This is a genomic window from Devosia epidermidihirudinis, from assembly GCF_000971295.1.
GTDB lineage: Bacteria > Pseudomonadota > Alphaproteobacteria > Rhizobiales > Devosiaceae > Devosia > Devosia epidermidihirudinis.
In genome coordinates this window covers 208939-223391 of record NZ_LANJ01000019.1, presented here as the reverse complement: position 1 = coordinate 223391, position 14453 = coordinate 208939, and the positions used below count along the sequence as shown (strand labels likewise).

Genomic DNA, 14453 nt, shown 5'->3' with positions numbered 1-14453 from the left:
AAGAGGACATGACATGGTTTTCAAGCTGACTGAAGCCCAGAGGCTGAAGCTGCTGGAGCCGCCGCGCGGCAAAATCCGGGCGGTGCTGGACACAGATACGTTCAACGAAATTGACGATCAGTTTGCGTTGACTCAAATGCTGCTATCGGCCGATCGCATCGCAGCCGAGGCGATCTATGCCGCGCCATTTCTCAATCCGCGTTCCAATAGCCCGGGCCACGGCATGGAACTCAGCTTTGGTGAGATTAAACGCCTGCTCGATAGGCTTGGGCGCTCTGCCGACGGCTTCGTCTTCCGCGGCGTCACCGATTTCGTGGGCCCGACCAAGGTTGCGCAGGAGGCCGATGCCGTTAATGACTTGATACAGCGGGCGCGGCTGTCCACACCGGAAGACCCGCTCTATGTGGTCGCAATTGCTGCGATCAGCAATGTGGCTTCGGCCCTTCTCAAGGCTCCAGAAATCATTGACCGCATCGTTGTGGTGTGGCTGGGCGGCCATGCGCTGGAATGGGCCGATACCAACGAATTCAACCTGCAACAGGATGTTGGCGGGGCGCAGGTGCTGTTGAACAGTGGCGTGCCGTTGGTTCTCGTGCCCTGCCGAGGTGTGGTTTCGCACCTGGTAAGTACGGTGCCAGAGATCGAGCGATATGTGGAGCCATATGGCGAAATCGGTCGCTTCTTGTCGCTGCGATTCAAGGAGTATGCGGGAGAAAACCAGGCTGGCTGGAGCAAGGTTATTTGGGACATGGCCGCAATTGCCTGGTTGATTGACCCAGACTGGTGCCCCAGCGTGCTCGTGCCAACGCCAATTCTCACCGATATTCCCACCTGGAGCAGTGATCGCAGCCGGCATCTGATGCGCTATGTGCACCGGATTGACCGCAATGCCATCATGTCCGACTTTTTCGCAAAGTTGCAGACCTTTGCCCGATAATGGGCAGGGGCCCCTCGGCGAGGCCAAGACTGTATCGCGCACGGGCGTGGCAAAGGTCGTGTTGCTATCCGGCAATACGCAACGACCTTCCAAATCACGCGCCCTGGCGGCGTTCATAGGGCGAAGCCTGGCGCGACATGCCGATGTAGAACTCTTGTCGCTGGACCTGCTGGATGCCGGACGGTCTTTGGGCGGAGCCTATACACGCGATGAACTATCAACCGAGGCGCGCGCCGTGGTCGAGGCCATTGAAAACGCTGACGCGATCGTGGTGACGACACCGGTTTACAAGGGGTCCTATCCTGGGCTGTTCAAACATCTTATCGACTTCGTCGATCCGAGGGCATTGGCAGGAAAGCCTGTGCTACTGAGCGCCACCGGCGGAAGTCAGCGCCATTCGCTTGTCGTTGAGCATCAGTTGCGCCCGCTATTTGGGTTCTTTTCGGCCCAGATCTCAGCCTATGCAATCTTCGCGGTCGACGACGAGTTCGTTAATTATGTGCCAGTCGCTGACAAATTGCGGGAGCGAATTGAGCGCGCCACTATGCTGTTCGGGGAGGCATTTTGAAATACGCTTGGTCTTGTGACGCACTCTTCTAAGTCGACATCAGGTCGCCGAACGATACCCCTTAGCCCAGAAAGCCAGCTATTCGAAGAGCCCGGCGCGATATTAACGAAGCCGTAATCGTCTGTTTCTTTGTGAAGCCGATCAACAGAGGCTACCCGCCTTTGGGAAGTCTCAAGCGCAACGCTGCGCGACTTTCACCAGTGCTGCTGCGTTTTTTGAGCCACTTAGATCCAGAGAATGAACTATGGGCGCCGAGTAAGTGCAACGCTCGGCGAACCGTCTAGTAGATCCGCATTTGTAGGCGCATGACGATTTCGTTGCCGAGGCGTTGGAAGCCGTATTCGCGCATGGTGCAGGTCCAGCTGGTGCCGGAGCGTTCGATTTTGAAGAGGTTGTAGCGGGCAGGGTCGTCCAGCGTGCCGCCCTGGGCGGCGCTGGCGGCTGCCACGCCGACGACGGGCACTTCATGGCCCTTGCCGGGGATGGAGTGGATCGAGGAGCGGTGGGTGTGGCCGTGCAGGATCAGTTCGGCACCGTGCTCGGCGATCACCTGGCGGAACAGCTTGTGGCCCTTGAGGCCAAAGGAGGGGTGCTGCAGCTCAGGATTGGGCGGGTGATGGATCAGCACGGTGCGGAAATAGTCGGCCTCGCCCATGACGCGCAGGATGCGCCCCAAGCGGTCGGCCTGGGCTTCATCGAACCGGCCCACGGCCAAGAAGGGACGGGTGGGCACCGCGCTGGAGCAGGAAATGACGGCAACGTCGCCGACGCGGCGCACGAAAGGGAAAACCGCGCCATCGAGCGTCTCGCCCTGGAGATAGGGGCCCCAGACCCGTTGCGCGGTTTCCAGCGCGCCGGGGACATAGGCGTCGTGATTGCCGGGGGAGACGCAGACCCGGTCAGGCTGGCCCAGTGCATCGAGCCAGCGCCCTGCGCGCTCGATTTCGACGGGCATGGCCAAGTTGACGAGATCGCCGGTGACTGCGGTGAAATCGGCATTCTGTTGCTGAAGATGGGTGACAAGGCTCGCCAGCGTTTCGCTGTTAAGCTCGTCGTGCCGCTTCAGCTTCCAGTTCAGATAGCCGGTCAAACGCTTGCCCAAAAGATCGCGCAGAGCGACCTCAGGCATGGGCGACAAATGAATGTCGGAGATGTGGGCAAGAGTTGTCATTAAGCGGGTAATGCCAGAAGGCGAAGGGCAAGAAAACGGTCAATCGGCATGCAGGGCGATTTTGTCGTGATCAAACCTCTGCTACCGGTGGGGCTCAAAGGGATTAAGTGATGCAAATGAATGGCTTTCAGCAGTGGCGCGCCAAGGTGTTCCTGACCCTCAAGGGCCTGTGGCACCGGATGACCGTTGGCTCCCGCGTGATGGTGGTGGATGGCGACAAGGTGCTGCTCATTCGCCATACCTATGTGCCGGGCTGGCAATTCCCCGGCGGTGGCGTCAGCCCGGGTGAAACGCTCGAGTTTGCTGGCGCGCGCGAGACACTCGAAGAAACCGGCTATCGCGTGATCGGTTCCATGGAATTGTTCGGCATCTATCACAATACGAGCCCGGTGACGAACCGTGACCACGTGGCTTTCTATGTCGCCAAGAATTTCGAGAAGGTGTTCGACCGCAAGGCTGACCACGAGATTTCCGAGGTCGCGTGGTTTGATCGGCATGCGCTGCCTGAGAAGGTGACGCCAGCTACCTCGCAACGGATCGACGAGTATTTCGACAAGCAGCCCAAGCGGGATGTCTGGGGGTATTGAGGGCTTCACCTCTCCCTTGGAGGAGAGGTCGGCGCGCAGCGGCGGGTGAGGGGGCATTTCGCACGCACCTCGCCCAGAAAAGGCCCCCTCACCCGACCCATAGGGCGTCGACCTCTCCTCCAAGGGAGAGGTGAAGAAGCGTTACTTCAAAAATGGCAGCTCCGGCCCGAGCGGGATAATCCGGGTTGGATTGATCGTGATGTGGCTCCAGTAATAGTGCGTCTTGATGTGGTCGATATCGACCGTTTCCTTGACGCCGGGCACTTCGTAGAGCGCCTTGAGATAGTGCGAGATGTTCTTGTAGTCGGCGATGCGCTGGCGATTGCACTTGAAGTGGCCGACATAGACGGCATCGAAGCGGACCAGCGTGGTGAACAGGCGCCAATCGGCTTCGGTGATGGTGTCGCCGGTCAGGTATGAGGTTTCGCCAAGGATGCCTTCAACCCAGTCGAGGGCGTCGAACAGCTTGGTGACAGCGCCCTCATAGGCTTCCTGCGTGGTGGCAAAGCCGGCCTTGTAGACGCCATTGTTGATGTCGTCATAGACGCGTGAGTTGATGGCATCGATCTGGGGCCGCAGGGCCTCAGGATAGTAGTCATCATCATTGCCGGTCAGCTCGTTGAAGGCCGAATTGAACATGCGGATGATTTCCGAGCTTTCGTTCGACACGATCTTGCCGGTCTGCTTGTCCCAGAGCACGGGCACGGTGACGCGGCCGGTATAGTCAGGCACGGCCTGGGTATAGATCTGCCACATATAGTCATGGCCAAACAGCGCGTCGCCGGTCGAGCCGGTTTGCTTGTCGAAGCTCCAGCCGGTTTCGTCGGGCATTTTGGGTGAGACGATGGAGACCGAGATCAGGTCTTCGAGGTTTTTCAGCTTGCGGAAAACCAGCGTGCGGTGCGCCCAGGGGCAGGCCAGCGACACATAGAGGTGATAGCGGCCGGCCTCGGCCTTGAAGCCGCCTTCGCCCGTCGGGCCGGCGCTGCCGTCGGCGGTGACCCAGTTGCGGAAGCCCGCCTGGGCACGCTCGAATTTACCGCCGGTCTTTTTGGTATCGTACCACTGTGTGGACCACTTTCCGTCGATCAATTGTCCCAAGATCGTACCCTTTCCGTCATGTTCTGGACGTGTTGGGGAGGCTAACTCCCCAGCGTCGAATTGCGTTGCCTGAGACATAGCCTTGGGTAGCCAGAACGATAAGGCCGGGATGACGCAACGAAGTGTTGTGCATTTTGAACACAGAGGCCGAACATCGATTTGAAATAGCGGGGTGCGGACATGAGTTTTTGTTTACGCGAGGTCCCTGTGGTGCTAATGCGGAAATCAGGCGTCGGAGGCGCCCAGGATGGTAAAGGTTTTGCTGGTGACACGACGACCATAAGTGGTCCTTTGAACGGTGCTTTTTAGCGCCGGGTTTGTCCTACGCATCTCCATCCTGGATCATTGTGATGACCTCTGTCGCTCAGACTTCGGCTGCCGCCGCCATCGCTCCTTCGACTCTTGCCAAAGTTCCCACCGTGCGCCCAGCGACGGATGCCGATGATGCGTTCATCGAGGATTTGCAGGCGATTGCCTTTGGTCCCGGTCGGTTTGCGCGCACGGCGTTTCGCATTCGCGAGCAGTTCCCCATCGACAAGAGCCTGAGCCTTGTTGCTGAGGTTGAGGGCACGCCTTGCGGCTCGGTCTGGATGACCCCGATCAGCATTGGCGGCATTAACGGCTACATGCTCGGCCCCCTGGCCACCCATCCCAATTTCCGCAAGCTCGGCGCCGGCAAGCTGCTGGCGCGCGAAGTGACAAAGCGGACGCTGGCACGGGGCGAAGGCCAGTTCGTCATGCTGGTAGGCGACCGCGACTATTACTGCCCGCTTGGCTGGGAGCCAACCGTGCCTGGCAATATCGAATTCCCCGGTCCGGTCGATCCAACCCGCGTGCTGGTGTTTGCCGAAGACAAGTCGCTGGCGACCACGCTTTCCGGCAAGATCGGCGCGTTTCAGCAGGGCTGAGGCTTTCCGTCATTTCTAATTCCATCACCGTGTTGCCCTCGGACTTGATCCGAGGGCTTTTGTCCGCTTGTGCCGGGTTACGAGTGACCCTCGGATCAAGTCCGAGGGCAGCGCCGGTGGGTGGGGTAGATGGGTAACGGGCCCATCGAATACTTGTGTTGATCCCAAAACAGGTGCGGTGGGCTGCGAGGTCGCCTAAGCTGGGTGCAACGAAACATATTCTGGTGTGGCCTTGTCGGCTGACGACGCAATTATTGATCGCCTTGTAACGCGGCTGCTGAGTGTGCCGCCGGAGCTGCCAGCGGCAGAAACCCTGGTGCCAGATTGGGCGCCGGAGCGGCCATTTGCGCGCCCGCCGGTGCCAGCGGCGGTGTTGATCGCCCTGATTCGACGGCCTGAGGGCCATACGGTGCTCTATACCGAGCGCTCGCCCGATCTGCGGGCCCATTCGGGGCAGGTGGCGTTCCCGGGCGGCAAGGTGGATGCCGGAGACAGCGATGCGGGCGCTGCCGCGTTGCGCGAGGCGTTTGAGGAAGTGGCGATGGAGCGGCGCGATGCGCGCATTCTGGGCTTCATGCCGACCTATTTCACCGGCACCAATTATCTGATTACGCCTGTCGTGGCGGTAGTTGAGCCGAGCGGGCCATTTGTGCCCAACCCGGGCGAGGTGCATTCGGTGTTCGAAGTGCCACTGTCGCGGATTCTCAATCCGCAGACCTATGGCGAATTCCGCATCAAGCGGGATGGCAAGGAGCATCGCACCTGGCAGATCGACCATGACGGGCATCGCATCTGGGGCATTACCGCCAATTTGACGCGGCGCTTCCGCGACCTGGCGATGGACGAGGCTGCGGCATGAGTATCAAGGCGCTCGAAGCGGCGGAGTGGCTGGTGCGGCCCGAGACACAGGCGATTTTCGCCGCTCTCGATGGTGCCAAACGCCGGACCCGGGCTGTGGGCGGAGTGGTGCGCGACACTATTCTGGGCCGCCAGCGAGACAATCCGGACATCGATCTGGCGACGGAATTGCTGCCCGACGAGGTGATTGCGCGGGCCAAGGCGGCGGGGATTGCACATTACCCAACCGGCATCGAGCATGGCACGGTGACACTAAAGCTCGGCGAGACGCTGGCGGAGGTGACGACGCTGCGGCGCGATGTCGAGACCGATGGCCGCCATGCGGTGGTCGCGTTCGGCAGCAGCTGGGTCGAGGACGCCAGTCGGCGTGATTTCACCCTCAATGCGCTTTATTGCGCGGCGGACGGTACGCTGTTTGATCCGCTCAAGGGCGTTGAGGATGCGTTGGCGGGCCGTGTGCGGTTCATTGGCGATGCCGATCAACGGATCGAAGAAGATGGGTTGCGCGTCTATCGCTTCTTCCGCTTCACGGCGAGCCATGGCGCAGAAATGTTCGATGAGCCAGGACTGGTGGCCTGTGCCGCCGCTGCGGGCAAGCTTGAGCATCTGTCCGCGGAGCGGGTGGGCAGTGAGTTACTGCGCATGTTAGGTCTGCCTAAGGTGGCACTGACGCTGACGCGCATGGTCGAAATTGGCCTATTGGCCATCGACGCGACCGATTTGAACGCATTGGTGGGGTATGAGCTGATCGGTGGATCATCACCGACGGGACGGCTAGCCCTTTTAGCGGGCGACGATCTCGAGGGCGCTCAGTCGCGTTGGCGGCTGTCTGGCGAGGTCGTGAAGTCCGCTCGGCAGGTTCTGGCTGCGGCGGCGCTGATCGCCGATGGTCGGGTGGGCGAAGCCGCTTATCGCCATGCCGATATGGCGGTGGAAGGCCTTGCAATGGCGGCGGCGCGTGGAGCCTGGGGCAGGGCGCTACTGGCAGAAACTGCGCGCGAATTGGCCGCGACGGTTGTGCAGCCGTTTCCCATCAATGGTCGCGACTTAGCCGATCTCGGCGTGGTGCCGGGACCGAGGATGGGGCAAGAATTGGCGCGCCTGGAGCGGGTGTTTATCGAGAGCGGCTTTGCCCTCGATAAATCAGACCTGCTGGCGATGCTCGAACGCTAGTGCTTGGTTGGAACGTCGACGATGCGTTCCTTGATGCGTTCGATCATGTCGGGGCGAATCTCGGTCTCGCCATGCATGTTGCGGAGGTTTTCCACGGCGCGGCGGACAACTTCGGCCTCGGATTCGGCCTCCGCATGCCATGTCGATCCGGGAATAAGCGAGGCTGAGTCAAAGCGTTTCATCAGTGATCTCCCTTGATGATGTGCCTGTGGCACAACGGTAGGGAGCGCTGAAGGGTTCCCCTCAGTCGTCGTCGGCGAAGGTGCCGATGGTGTTGAGCCCCTTGAGCCAGGTACCGCCGTCCTTGCGGATCACTTCGCGCGGCAGGATGCCGGTTTCGGCGGCGATGGCGTCCGAGAGAATGGTTGAGTGCGTCACCACCCAGATTTGCGTGCGTTGCGCCGCCTTGGCGATGACGCGGGCCAGAGCGGGCAGCAATTCGGGGTGAAGGCTCGATTCGGGTTCGTTGAGGGCGATCAGTGGAGGCAGACGATAAGAGAGCAATGCGCCCATTAAGGCGAGGAACTGTAGCGTGCCGTCCGAAAGCTCCGCTGCCCCGAAGGCGCGCTTGGGCATATCGGGAAAGGTCAGGCTGAAGCTGCTGTTCTGCTCGGGCAGGGGAACATCGAGCACGGCGCCGGGAAATGCGTCGTCGATTGCAGTATCGAGGTCGACGCTGTCTTCGCGGATGTGCCGCAGCGTGGCGAACACGGCCGCCAGATTCGCTCCATTGGCGGCCAGGAGCGGCGAGGTCACGGCGAGCCCGGGCTGGCGCAATGGCGAGCCAGCGTCCGTGCGGAAGCCATGGAAAAAGCGCCAGGCGGCCAGTGTTTCACGCACGGCGTCAATTTCGGGGTAGCCACGCAGTGCAAACAGCGCCGTTTCGTTGGACAACAGGTTCTCATCGGCCACCACACGGCGACCTTCGGCGTCACGCGCCCAGGCCATACCCTGCTTGCGCTCCATCAGCACTGTCGGGCGCGCGCCGCCCTTGAGGGTCAGGCGCTCGGCCTTTATTTGGGCCTCAAGTGGAAAGGCGGCGGTGGCTGGCGCGCGGAAGCCGATTTCAACTTCGTAGCTTGGCGCAAAACCGAGTTCGACGGCGTAGTCACGCGGCCCGCCGCCGATATCGTCAAGGCTGACCGACAGCGTCAGTCGCGGCGTTTCCGACGCCTTGCGTTCTCCAGCCCAGAATACCGATCCCAGTCCGCCCTGGCTGGCGATGTCTTCGGCCAGGGTTCCGGTTGCTGCGGCGTGAACCAGTTCAAGGGCGCGATAGAGATTGGTTTTGCCCACGCCATTGGCACCCACCAGCACCGAGAGCTGCCGCACCGGAAAATGGATGGCGCGGACAGATCGGTAGCCGGTGATGTCAACGGCAGTGAGCGTCATATCAGGGCCAGCGAACCTCTGGAGGCATGGAGGAGAGGATCGAGTTCACATTGCCACCGGTCTTGAGGCCGAAGGTCGTGCCGCGATCATAGAGCAGGTTGAACTCGACATAGCGGCCACGGCGCACCAGCTGTTCGTGGCGATCCGCATCGGTCCATGGCGTTTCAAAGTTGCGGCGAACCAGCTCCGGATAAATGCCGAGGAAGGCTTCGCCAACTGCCTTGGTGAAATCGAAGTCGGCGTCCCAATCACCGCTATTATGGTGATCATAGAAAATGCCGCCAGTGCCGCGATGCTCGTTGCGGTGGGGCAGGAAGAAGTACTCGTCGCACCACTGCTTGTAGCGGTCATAGTCGACGCCGGGGCGGTTTTCGCAGGCCGCGCGCATGGCAGCGTGGAAGTCGACGGTATCAACATCGTCCTGGGTGCGGCGACGGTCGAGCACGGGGGTCAGGTCGGCGCCGCCGCCAAACCACTGCTTACCGGTGACGATCATGCGCGTGTTCATATGCACGGCCGGAACGTTGGGGTTCCAGGGATGCACAATCAGCGAAATGCCCGAGCTCCAGAACTGGGCGCCCGCCTCGGTGCCCGGCATCTGCTTGGCGAAATCAGCCGAGAACTCGCCGTGGACAGTCGAGATGTGCACGCCTGCCTTCTGGAAGACCCGGCCATGGATCATGCCCATTTCGCCGCCGCCGCCGGCGGCGCGGTCCCATGGGGTGATCTCGAACTTGCCCGCAGGCATGTCGGCATTGGGGCCCTGAACCTGGGCTTCGATGGCCTCGAACTCGGCACAGATGCGGTCGCGAAGTGCGCGGAACCAGGCCTGTGCTGTGGCCTTCTTGTCGTCGATATTGGGAGGAAGTGTCATGATATCTGTCACATGAACCGTCATTGGAGCCCTGTAAACCCGTCCGTCTGTCTTTTTGCTTCCCCCAGAATAAGCGTCGCGGCGAGCGCCACATTGATCGAGCGCAAACCGTCGCGCATGGGAATGCGTATGCTGAGGTCTGCTGCAGCGGCGACGGCATCGGGAACGCCGGCGCTTTCGCGGCCAACCATCAGGATGTCATTGGAAGCAAAGGGGACGGCATAGGCCGAGGTTTCAGACTTGGTGGTGAGTAAAACGAGTCGCCGACCAGCCTCGCGCCGCCACTGGTCGAACTGGGTCCAGCTATTGTGCTCGGTCACGGCGGCGTGGTCGACGTAGTCGAGGCCCGCCCTGGCCAGCGTTTTGGCAGAAAACGGGAAGCCTGTGGGGTGGATGATATGGATGGTAACGCCCAGACAGGCACCTAAACGAATGAGGGTGCCGGTATTGTTGGCAATGTCGGGCTGGTAGAGGGCAAGATCGACCGACATGGCTGGTTCCACAGGGTTGGGCAGGGCGCAGGGGGCCACTAGCCGGGCAGGGAGCGCGATGAGATTGGGTATAGTGTCGCACTTGTTCGCTGTCACTGCGCGCCGCACTGGACAAGCGCCTGTGACAGTGCAAAAAGGACCCTAACTGACGGGCCGCTTGAGGGCGGACGGCAGCCTATTGTGCGTATGCAGGAATAGGCTCGCCAATGCCGGCCGCGTCTGATGTGCATCGTACGGGGAACGGGACCTTGGCAACGCAAGCAGAACATTCAACGAATCGGCGGGATTTCATCTTCGTCGCAACCGGATCGGTTGCGGCTGTGGGTGCCGCTGCCACGATCTGGCCCCTTATCAATCAGCTGAACCCCGATGCGTCGACGCTGGCTCTTGCCAGCATCGAATTCAATCTGGCCGGCATTGAAGTTGGTCAGTCGGTTACCATTACCTGGCGCGGCTTGCCGGTCTTTGTGCGTCACCGCACACAAAAAGAGATCGACGAAGCCAAGGCGGTTCCACTGTCCGATCTGAAGGACCCGGCAACCGACGAAGAGCGCACCAAGCCCGGCCACGAAGACTGGCTGATCATGATCGCTAACTGTACCCACCTCGGCTGCGTGCCGATCGGTGAGGCGGGCGATTTCGACGGCTGGTTCTGCCCCTGCCATGGCTCGCACTACGACAGTGCTGGTCGCATCCGCAAAGGCCCCGCACCGCTTAACCTGGTGTTGCCGCCTTATGAATTTATCAGCGATACGCTGGTCCAGATCGGTTAGTGGGGGCTTTTCCGATGTCCGAACATTCGACTTACACGCCCGGCACTGGTATCGAGAAGTGGCTCGATGAACGTCTGCCGATCATCCGGTTCTCCAAAGAGCACCTGATGGATTTCCCCACGCCGAAGAACCTCAATTACTGGTGGACCTTCGGCGCGATCCTCGTGATGTGCCTTGTGGTGCAGATCGTGACCGGGGTGATCCTGGCCATGCACTACACGCCAAACGTCGCCATGGCGTTCGACTCTGTCGAGCACATTCGCCGTGACGTGAACGGCGGTCGCATCATTCAGGCGACCCATGCCGTCGGCGCTTCCATGTTCTTTGCCGCCGTCTACATCCACATTTTCCGTGGCATGTATTTCGGTTCCTACAAGGCTCCACGCGAGATCCTGTGGATCCTGGGCGTGCTGATCTTCGTGCTGATGATGGCAACCGCCTTCATGGGCTACGTGCTGCCATGGGGCCAGATGTCTGGCTGGGCTGCGACCGTTATCACCAACATCTTCGCGGCGATCCCGGTTATCGGTAACCCGCTGCTGGAGCTGCTGCGTGGTGGTTTCTCGGTTGGTAACCCAACGCTGAACCGCTTCTTCTCGCTGCACTACCTGCTGCCATTCGTGATTGCCGCCGTCATCGTGCTCCACATCTGGGCTCTGCACGTTCCCGGCAACAACAACCCGACTGGCGTTGACGTGAAGTCGAGCCGCGACACGCTGCCCTTCCATCCGTACTACACGATGAAGGACGCGTTCGGCATGGTGCTGTTCATGATCCCGTTCGCGTGGTTCATCTTCTTTGCACCAGACATCCTCGGCCATCCGGATAACTATATCCAGTTCAACAGCCAGGTGACGCCAACCCATATCGTTCCTGAATGGTACTTCCTGCCATTCTACGCGATCCTGCGCGCCATCGACTTCAACATCCTGTTCATCGACTCCAAGCTTGGTGGCGTGATCTTCTTCGGCGGTTCGATCGTCATCCTGTTCTTCCTGCCATGGCTGGATCGGTCCAAGGTGCGTTCGGGCAACTTCCGTCCGATGTTCAAGTGGTTCTACTGGCTGTTCGTGATCAACTTTGTCGCGCTGACCTATCTTGGTGCAGCACCGGCAGAAGGCATCTACGTGATCCTGGCCAAGATCTGCACCGCGTACTACTTCATCCACTTCCTCGTGATCCTGCCTGTTCTTGGCCGCATCGAGAAGCCTCGGCCCCTGCCGACCAGCATCTCGGAAAGCGTCCTCGGCAAGTCGCACGCGTGATGAGAGGGGCAGGAACCATGTTCAACACAAAGACTATCCTAGCCGCCATTGCGCTTGTCGCAGGCTTCGCATCGGTCTCGGCAGCACAGGCTGCCGAGGGTGGCGCTCCTATCGAAAAGCAGAACTGGAGCTTTGCCGGCATTTTCGGCACCTACGACACCAACCAGCTGCAGCGCGGCTTCCAGGTGTTCCGTGAAGTGTGCTCGAGCTGCCATGGCGCACGCCTGATCTCGTTCCGCAACCTTTCGGAAAAGGGCGGCCCGAACTTCTCGGAAGCTCAGGTCAAGGCACTCGCTGCAGAGTATGACATTGCTGACCCAACTGCTGACGGCGGCACCCGCAAGGGTGTGGCTGCGGACCGTTGGCCTTCGCCATTCGCCACCGAGCAGGACGCTCGTGACGCAAACGGCGGCGCAATGCCACCAGACTTCTCGGTGCTGGCCAAGGCCCGCGGCGTGAAGGAAGAAGGTCTGTGGTGGATCGCCAACTACTTCACCGGTTATTCGGAAGGCGGCCCGGACTATATCCACGCGCTGCTCAACGGCTATCACGATGAAGTGCCAGAATCGGCTCCGCACAACTCAGACGGTACGCCGTTTGAGCTGGCCGAAGGCAAGCACTACAACGATTACTTCCCCGGCCACGCCATCGGCATGGGCCCGCCACTGTCGGACGAACTGGTTGCTTACGAGCCCGGTGAGAACGGCGAAGAAGTGCCGCTGACTGTCGAGCAGTATTCGCACGACGTCTCCGCCTTCATGATGTGGATGGCTGAGCCTGGCCTCGTCGCCCGCAAGGAAACCGGCTTTAAGGTTCTGCTGTTCCTGTTCGTCTTTGCAGGCCTGATGTACGCCACTAAGCGCAAGATCTGGCGCGGTATCGAGCACTGATCGGCTTGAACTAAAAGATTGCAAAGGGCCCCTCGGGGCCCTTTGTCGTTTGAGGCCATCACACAGGGTTCAACCCCTTGCCAATCTGGCCTCAGCCCGCAATATGGGGCGTTCGCAATTTCGGGACGAAGGGAGAAGCCATGTCTGCAATTCGGATCGCCGTTACAGTCGTCGGCGCTGCGCTCACCATGAGCCGTCACCCCGCCGTTCGCGCCGGAATTCAGGCCGTTGCGAGCAATCCCAAGGCCCGGGAGACCGCGATCACCGTGACGCGCTCGGCCGCCTACAATGCCGGCGTTATTGCCCGCCATCTCATGGGCCGCCGGGCTCCCTGATTCTTTCTATCTCAGCTTAGGACTGCCATGTCGCTTGACCTCAAGGCCCTCGTTCGCACGATTCCGGACTATCCCAAGAAGGGCATCCTGTTCCGCGACATCACCACGCTGATCGAGCATCCCGAAGGCTTCAAGGAAAGCATCGAGCGCATCGCGCAGCTGTATCGCGGACAGGGCATTACCCATGTCGCTGGCATTGAAGCGCGTGGGTTCATCTTCGGTGCTGGCGTGGCTATTGCGCTGGGCGTCGGCTTCATCCCGATCCGCAAGAAGGGCAAGTTGCCTGGCGAGACCATCGGGCAGAACTACGCCCTCGAATATGGCGTCGACACCATCGAGATCCACGCCGATGTGCTGGAGTCGGGTGATCAGGTTCTGCTGGTCGACGACCTCATCGCAACGGGCGGCACGGCGATCGCCGCAGTGGGGCTATTGCGCCGCACCGGCGCGACCGTTGACAAAGCGGCCTTCGCGATTGATCTGCCTGATATTGGCGGGGCCGCCAAACTCGGGGCCGAGGGTGTAACGGTTACGGCACTGATGGCGTTTGAAGGGCACTGAGCCACAAACATCAGTCGTTTCCGGCTCTACCCCTAGGGCTCTCTCCATATTTCACACGCTGATAGTGGCGCTCGGATCAGGTCCGAGCGCAGCGCGGTGTTCTGGGTGAGACCGTGTTGGGCAGGGCCGTTAGCGACTTGACGCGCTACCAGCTCGTGCGTCCATCCACTTTTGTGATCGTCACGGTCGACCAATCCAGATCATCGATTAGCCGCAGGTTGAGGCCGACGATGCGGGTGGTGGGCATGGCGTTGGGGTCCCCGGTTTTGGAGGTCCCGTCGTTGTTGTACATCGACGCCCAGTCAGGCGAGTCGCCCCAGGTCTGGATGCCGCATGTGCTGCAGAAGTGATGAGCGTTCATGCCGCCGCTGGCCGAATAGGTCTTGTCGTCAGCTTGCGAAATGAACTTGAGTTCGCCGGGTGCGAAATAGGCCCAGATGGCGCCGGTGCGGGCACAGAAGCTGCAATTGCATTCGGTAGCCGCTGTGGGGGCGTAGGGCAGCTCGATCTGGCTGGCGCCGCAGTGGCAGGTCGCGATGAGGGGCATGGCTGTCGCTCCGTTCTGGTGA

General features: G+C 60.6%; 18 protein-coding genes. 11 read left to right on the top strand and 7 right to left on the bottom strand.

Annotated features, from left to right (window positions below; genetic code table 11):
• Positions 1 to 13 precede the first annotated feature (13 nt).
• Together WH87_RS12800 and WH87_RS12795 are read left to right on the top strand one after the other, a co-directional pair.
• Positions 14 to 937: a nucleoside hydrolase gene (locus tag WH87_RS12800; protein ID WP_046137401.1), complete on the top strand. Its 924-nt coding sequence runs from the start codon at positions 14 to 16 to the stop codon at positions 935 to 937.
• A gap of 46 nt (positions 938 to 983) precedes the next feature.
• On the top strand, positions 984 to 1505 hold the full coding sequence (locus tag WH87_RS12795) for an NAD(P)H-dependent oxidoreductase (protein ID WP_046137590.1): 522 nt from the start codon (positions 984 to 986) through the stop codon (positions 1503 to 1505).
• A 280-nt stretch (positions 1506 to 1785) separates the two neighbouring features.
• On the opposite strand, the gene WH87_RS12790 is transcribed toward WH87_RS12795, so the two are convergent.
• Positions 1786 to 2676, bottom strand: coding sequence for a metallophosphoesterase family protein (locus WH87_RS12790; protein WP_046137402.1), 891 nt, complete (start codon positions 2674 to 2676; stop codon positions 1786 to 1788).
• A gap of 116 nt (positions 2677 to 2792) precedes the next feature.
• Between WH87_RS12790 and WH87_RS12785 the strand changes: the two genes are divergently transcribed.
• Positions 2793 to 3263, top strand: coding sequence for an NUDIX domain-containing protein (locus tag WH87_RS12785; protein ID WP_046137403.1), 471 nt, complete (start codon positions 2793 to 2795; stop codon positions 3261 to 3263).
• A gap of 141 nt (positions 3264 to 3404) precedes the next feature.
• Here the strand turns inward: WH87_RS12785 and WH87_RS12780 are convergent, their stop codons facing one another.
• The gene (locus tag WH87_RS12780) at positions 3405 to 4364 is read right to left on the bottom strand and encodes a glutathione S-transferase family protein (protein ID WP_046137404.1); all 960 of its coding nucleotides are present in this window, start codon (positions 4362 to 4364) and stop codon (positions 3405 to 3407) included.
• Between the two features lie 350 nt (positions 4365 to 4714).
• Here WH87_RS12780 and WH87_RS12775 point away from each other — a divergent pair, with 350 nt between their 5' ends.
• From WH87_RS12775 to WH87_RS12765, 3 genes are all read left to right on the top strand, one after another.
• Positions 4715 to 5272 carry a GNAT family N-acetyltransferase gene (locus WH87_RS12775; RefSeq protein ID WP_082092680.1) on the top strand — a complete coding sequence of 186 codons (558 nt, stop codon included), beginning with the start codon at positions 4715 to 4717 and terminating at the stop codon, positions 5270 to 5272.
• Between the two features lie 232 nt (positions 5273 to 5504).
• The gene (locus WH87_RS12770; protein ID WP_046137405.1) at positions 5505 to 6131 is read left to right on the top strand and encodes a CoA pyrophosphatase; all 627 of its coding nucleotides are present in this window, start codon (positions 5505 to 5507) and stop codon (positions 6129 to 6131) included.
• Positions 6128 to 7303, top strand: coding sequence for a CCA tRNA nucleotidyltransferase (locus WH87_RS12765; RefSeq protein ID WP_046137406.1), 1176 nt, complete (start codon positions 6128 to 6130; stop codon positions 7301 to 7303). The genes WH87_RS12770 and WH87_RS12765 overlap by 4 nt, the downstream gene beginning before the upstream one ends.
• Here the strand turns inward: WH87_RS12765 and WH87_RS12760 are convergent.
• The 4 genes from WH87_RS12760 to WH87_RS12745 all read right to left on the bottom strand — a co-directional run bounded on the left by WH87_RS12760 (position 7300) and on the right by WH87_RS12745 (position 10060).
• Complete coding sequence (locus WH87_RS12760; protein WP_046137407.1) at positions 7300 to 7485, bottom strand: DUF1059 domain-containing protein; 186 nt, start codon at positions 7483 to 7485, stop codon at positions 7300 to 7302. The genes WH87_RS12765 and WH87_RS12760 overlap by 4 nt on opposite strands.
• A 61-nt stretch (positions 7486 to 7546) precedes the next feature.
• On the bottom strand, positions 7547 to 8695 hold the full coding sequence (locus WH87_RS12755; protein WP_046137408.1) for an AAA family ATPase: 1149 nt from the start codon (positions 8693 to 8695) through the stop codon (positions 7547 to 7549).
• Between the two features lies 1 nt (position 8696).
• A complete protein-coding gene (hemF, locus tag WH87_RS12750) occupies positions 8697 to 9569 on the bottom strand; it encodes an oxygen-dependent coproporphyrinogen oxidase (protein WP_197410806.1) in 873 nt (290 codons plus the stop codon).
• 20 nt (positions 9570 to 9589) lie between these two features.
• Positions 9590 to 10060: a tRNA (cytidine(34)-2'-O)-methyltransferase gene (locus WH87_RS12745; RefSeq protein ID WP_046137593.1), complete on the bottom strand. Its 471-nt coding sequence runs from the start codon at positions 10058 to 10060 to the stop codon at positions 9590 to 9592.
• A 206-nt stretch (positions 10061 to 10266) separates the two neighbouring features.
• Between WH87_RS12745 and petA the strand changes: the two genes are divergently transcribed.
• From petA to WH87_RS12720, 5 genes are all read left to right on the top strand, one after another.
• Positions 10267 to 10833 carry a ubiquinol-cytochrome c reductase iron-sulfur subunit gene (gene petA / locus WH87_RS12740; RefSeq protein WP_082092678.1) on the top strand — a complete coding sequence of 189 codons (567 nt, stop codon included), beginning with the start codon at positions 10267 to 10269 and terminating at the stop codon, positions 10831 to 10833.
• Between the two features lie 14 nt (positions 10834 to 10847).
• Positions 10848 to 12098 carry a cytochrome b gene (locus WH87_RS12735; protein WP_046137409.1) on the top strand — a complete coding sequence of 417 codons (1251 nt, stop codon included), beginning with the start codon at positions 10848 to 10850 and terminating at the stop codon, positions 12096 to 12098.
• Positions 12099 to 12115: 17 nt separating this feature from the next.
• A complete protein-coding gene (locus tag WH87_RS12730; protein WP_046137410.1) occupies positions 12116 to 12988 on the top strand; it encodes a cytochrome c1 in 873 nt (290 codons plus the stop codon).
• 140 nt (positions 12989 to 13128) lie between these two features.
• Positions 13129 to 13323, top strand: a complete 195-nt coding sequence (locus tag WH87_RS12725; protein ID WP_046137411.1) for a hypothetical protein — start codon at positions 13129 to 13131, stop codon at positions 13321 to 13323.
• Positions 13324 to 13350: 27 nt separating this feature from the next.
• A complete protein-coding gene (locus WH87_RS12720; RefSeq protein ID WP_046137412.1) occupies positions 13351 to 13884 on the top strand; it encodes an adenine phosphoribosyltransferase in 534 nt (177 codons plus the stop codon).
• A gap of 145 nt (positions 13885 to 14029) precedes the next feature.
• Here WH87_RS12720 and WH87_RS12715 read toward each other — a convergent pair whose 3' ends face one another.
• A complete protein-coding gene (locus WH87_RS12715) occupies positions 14030 to 14431 on the bottom strand; it encodes a GFA family protein (RefSeq protein WP_046137413.1) in 402 nt (133 codons plus the stop codon).
• Between the last annotated feature and the right edge of the window lie 22 nt (positions 14432 to 14453).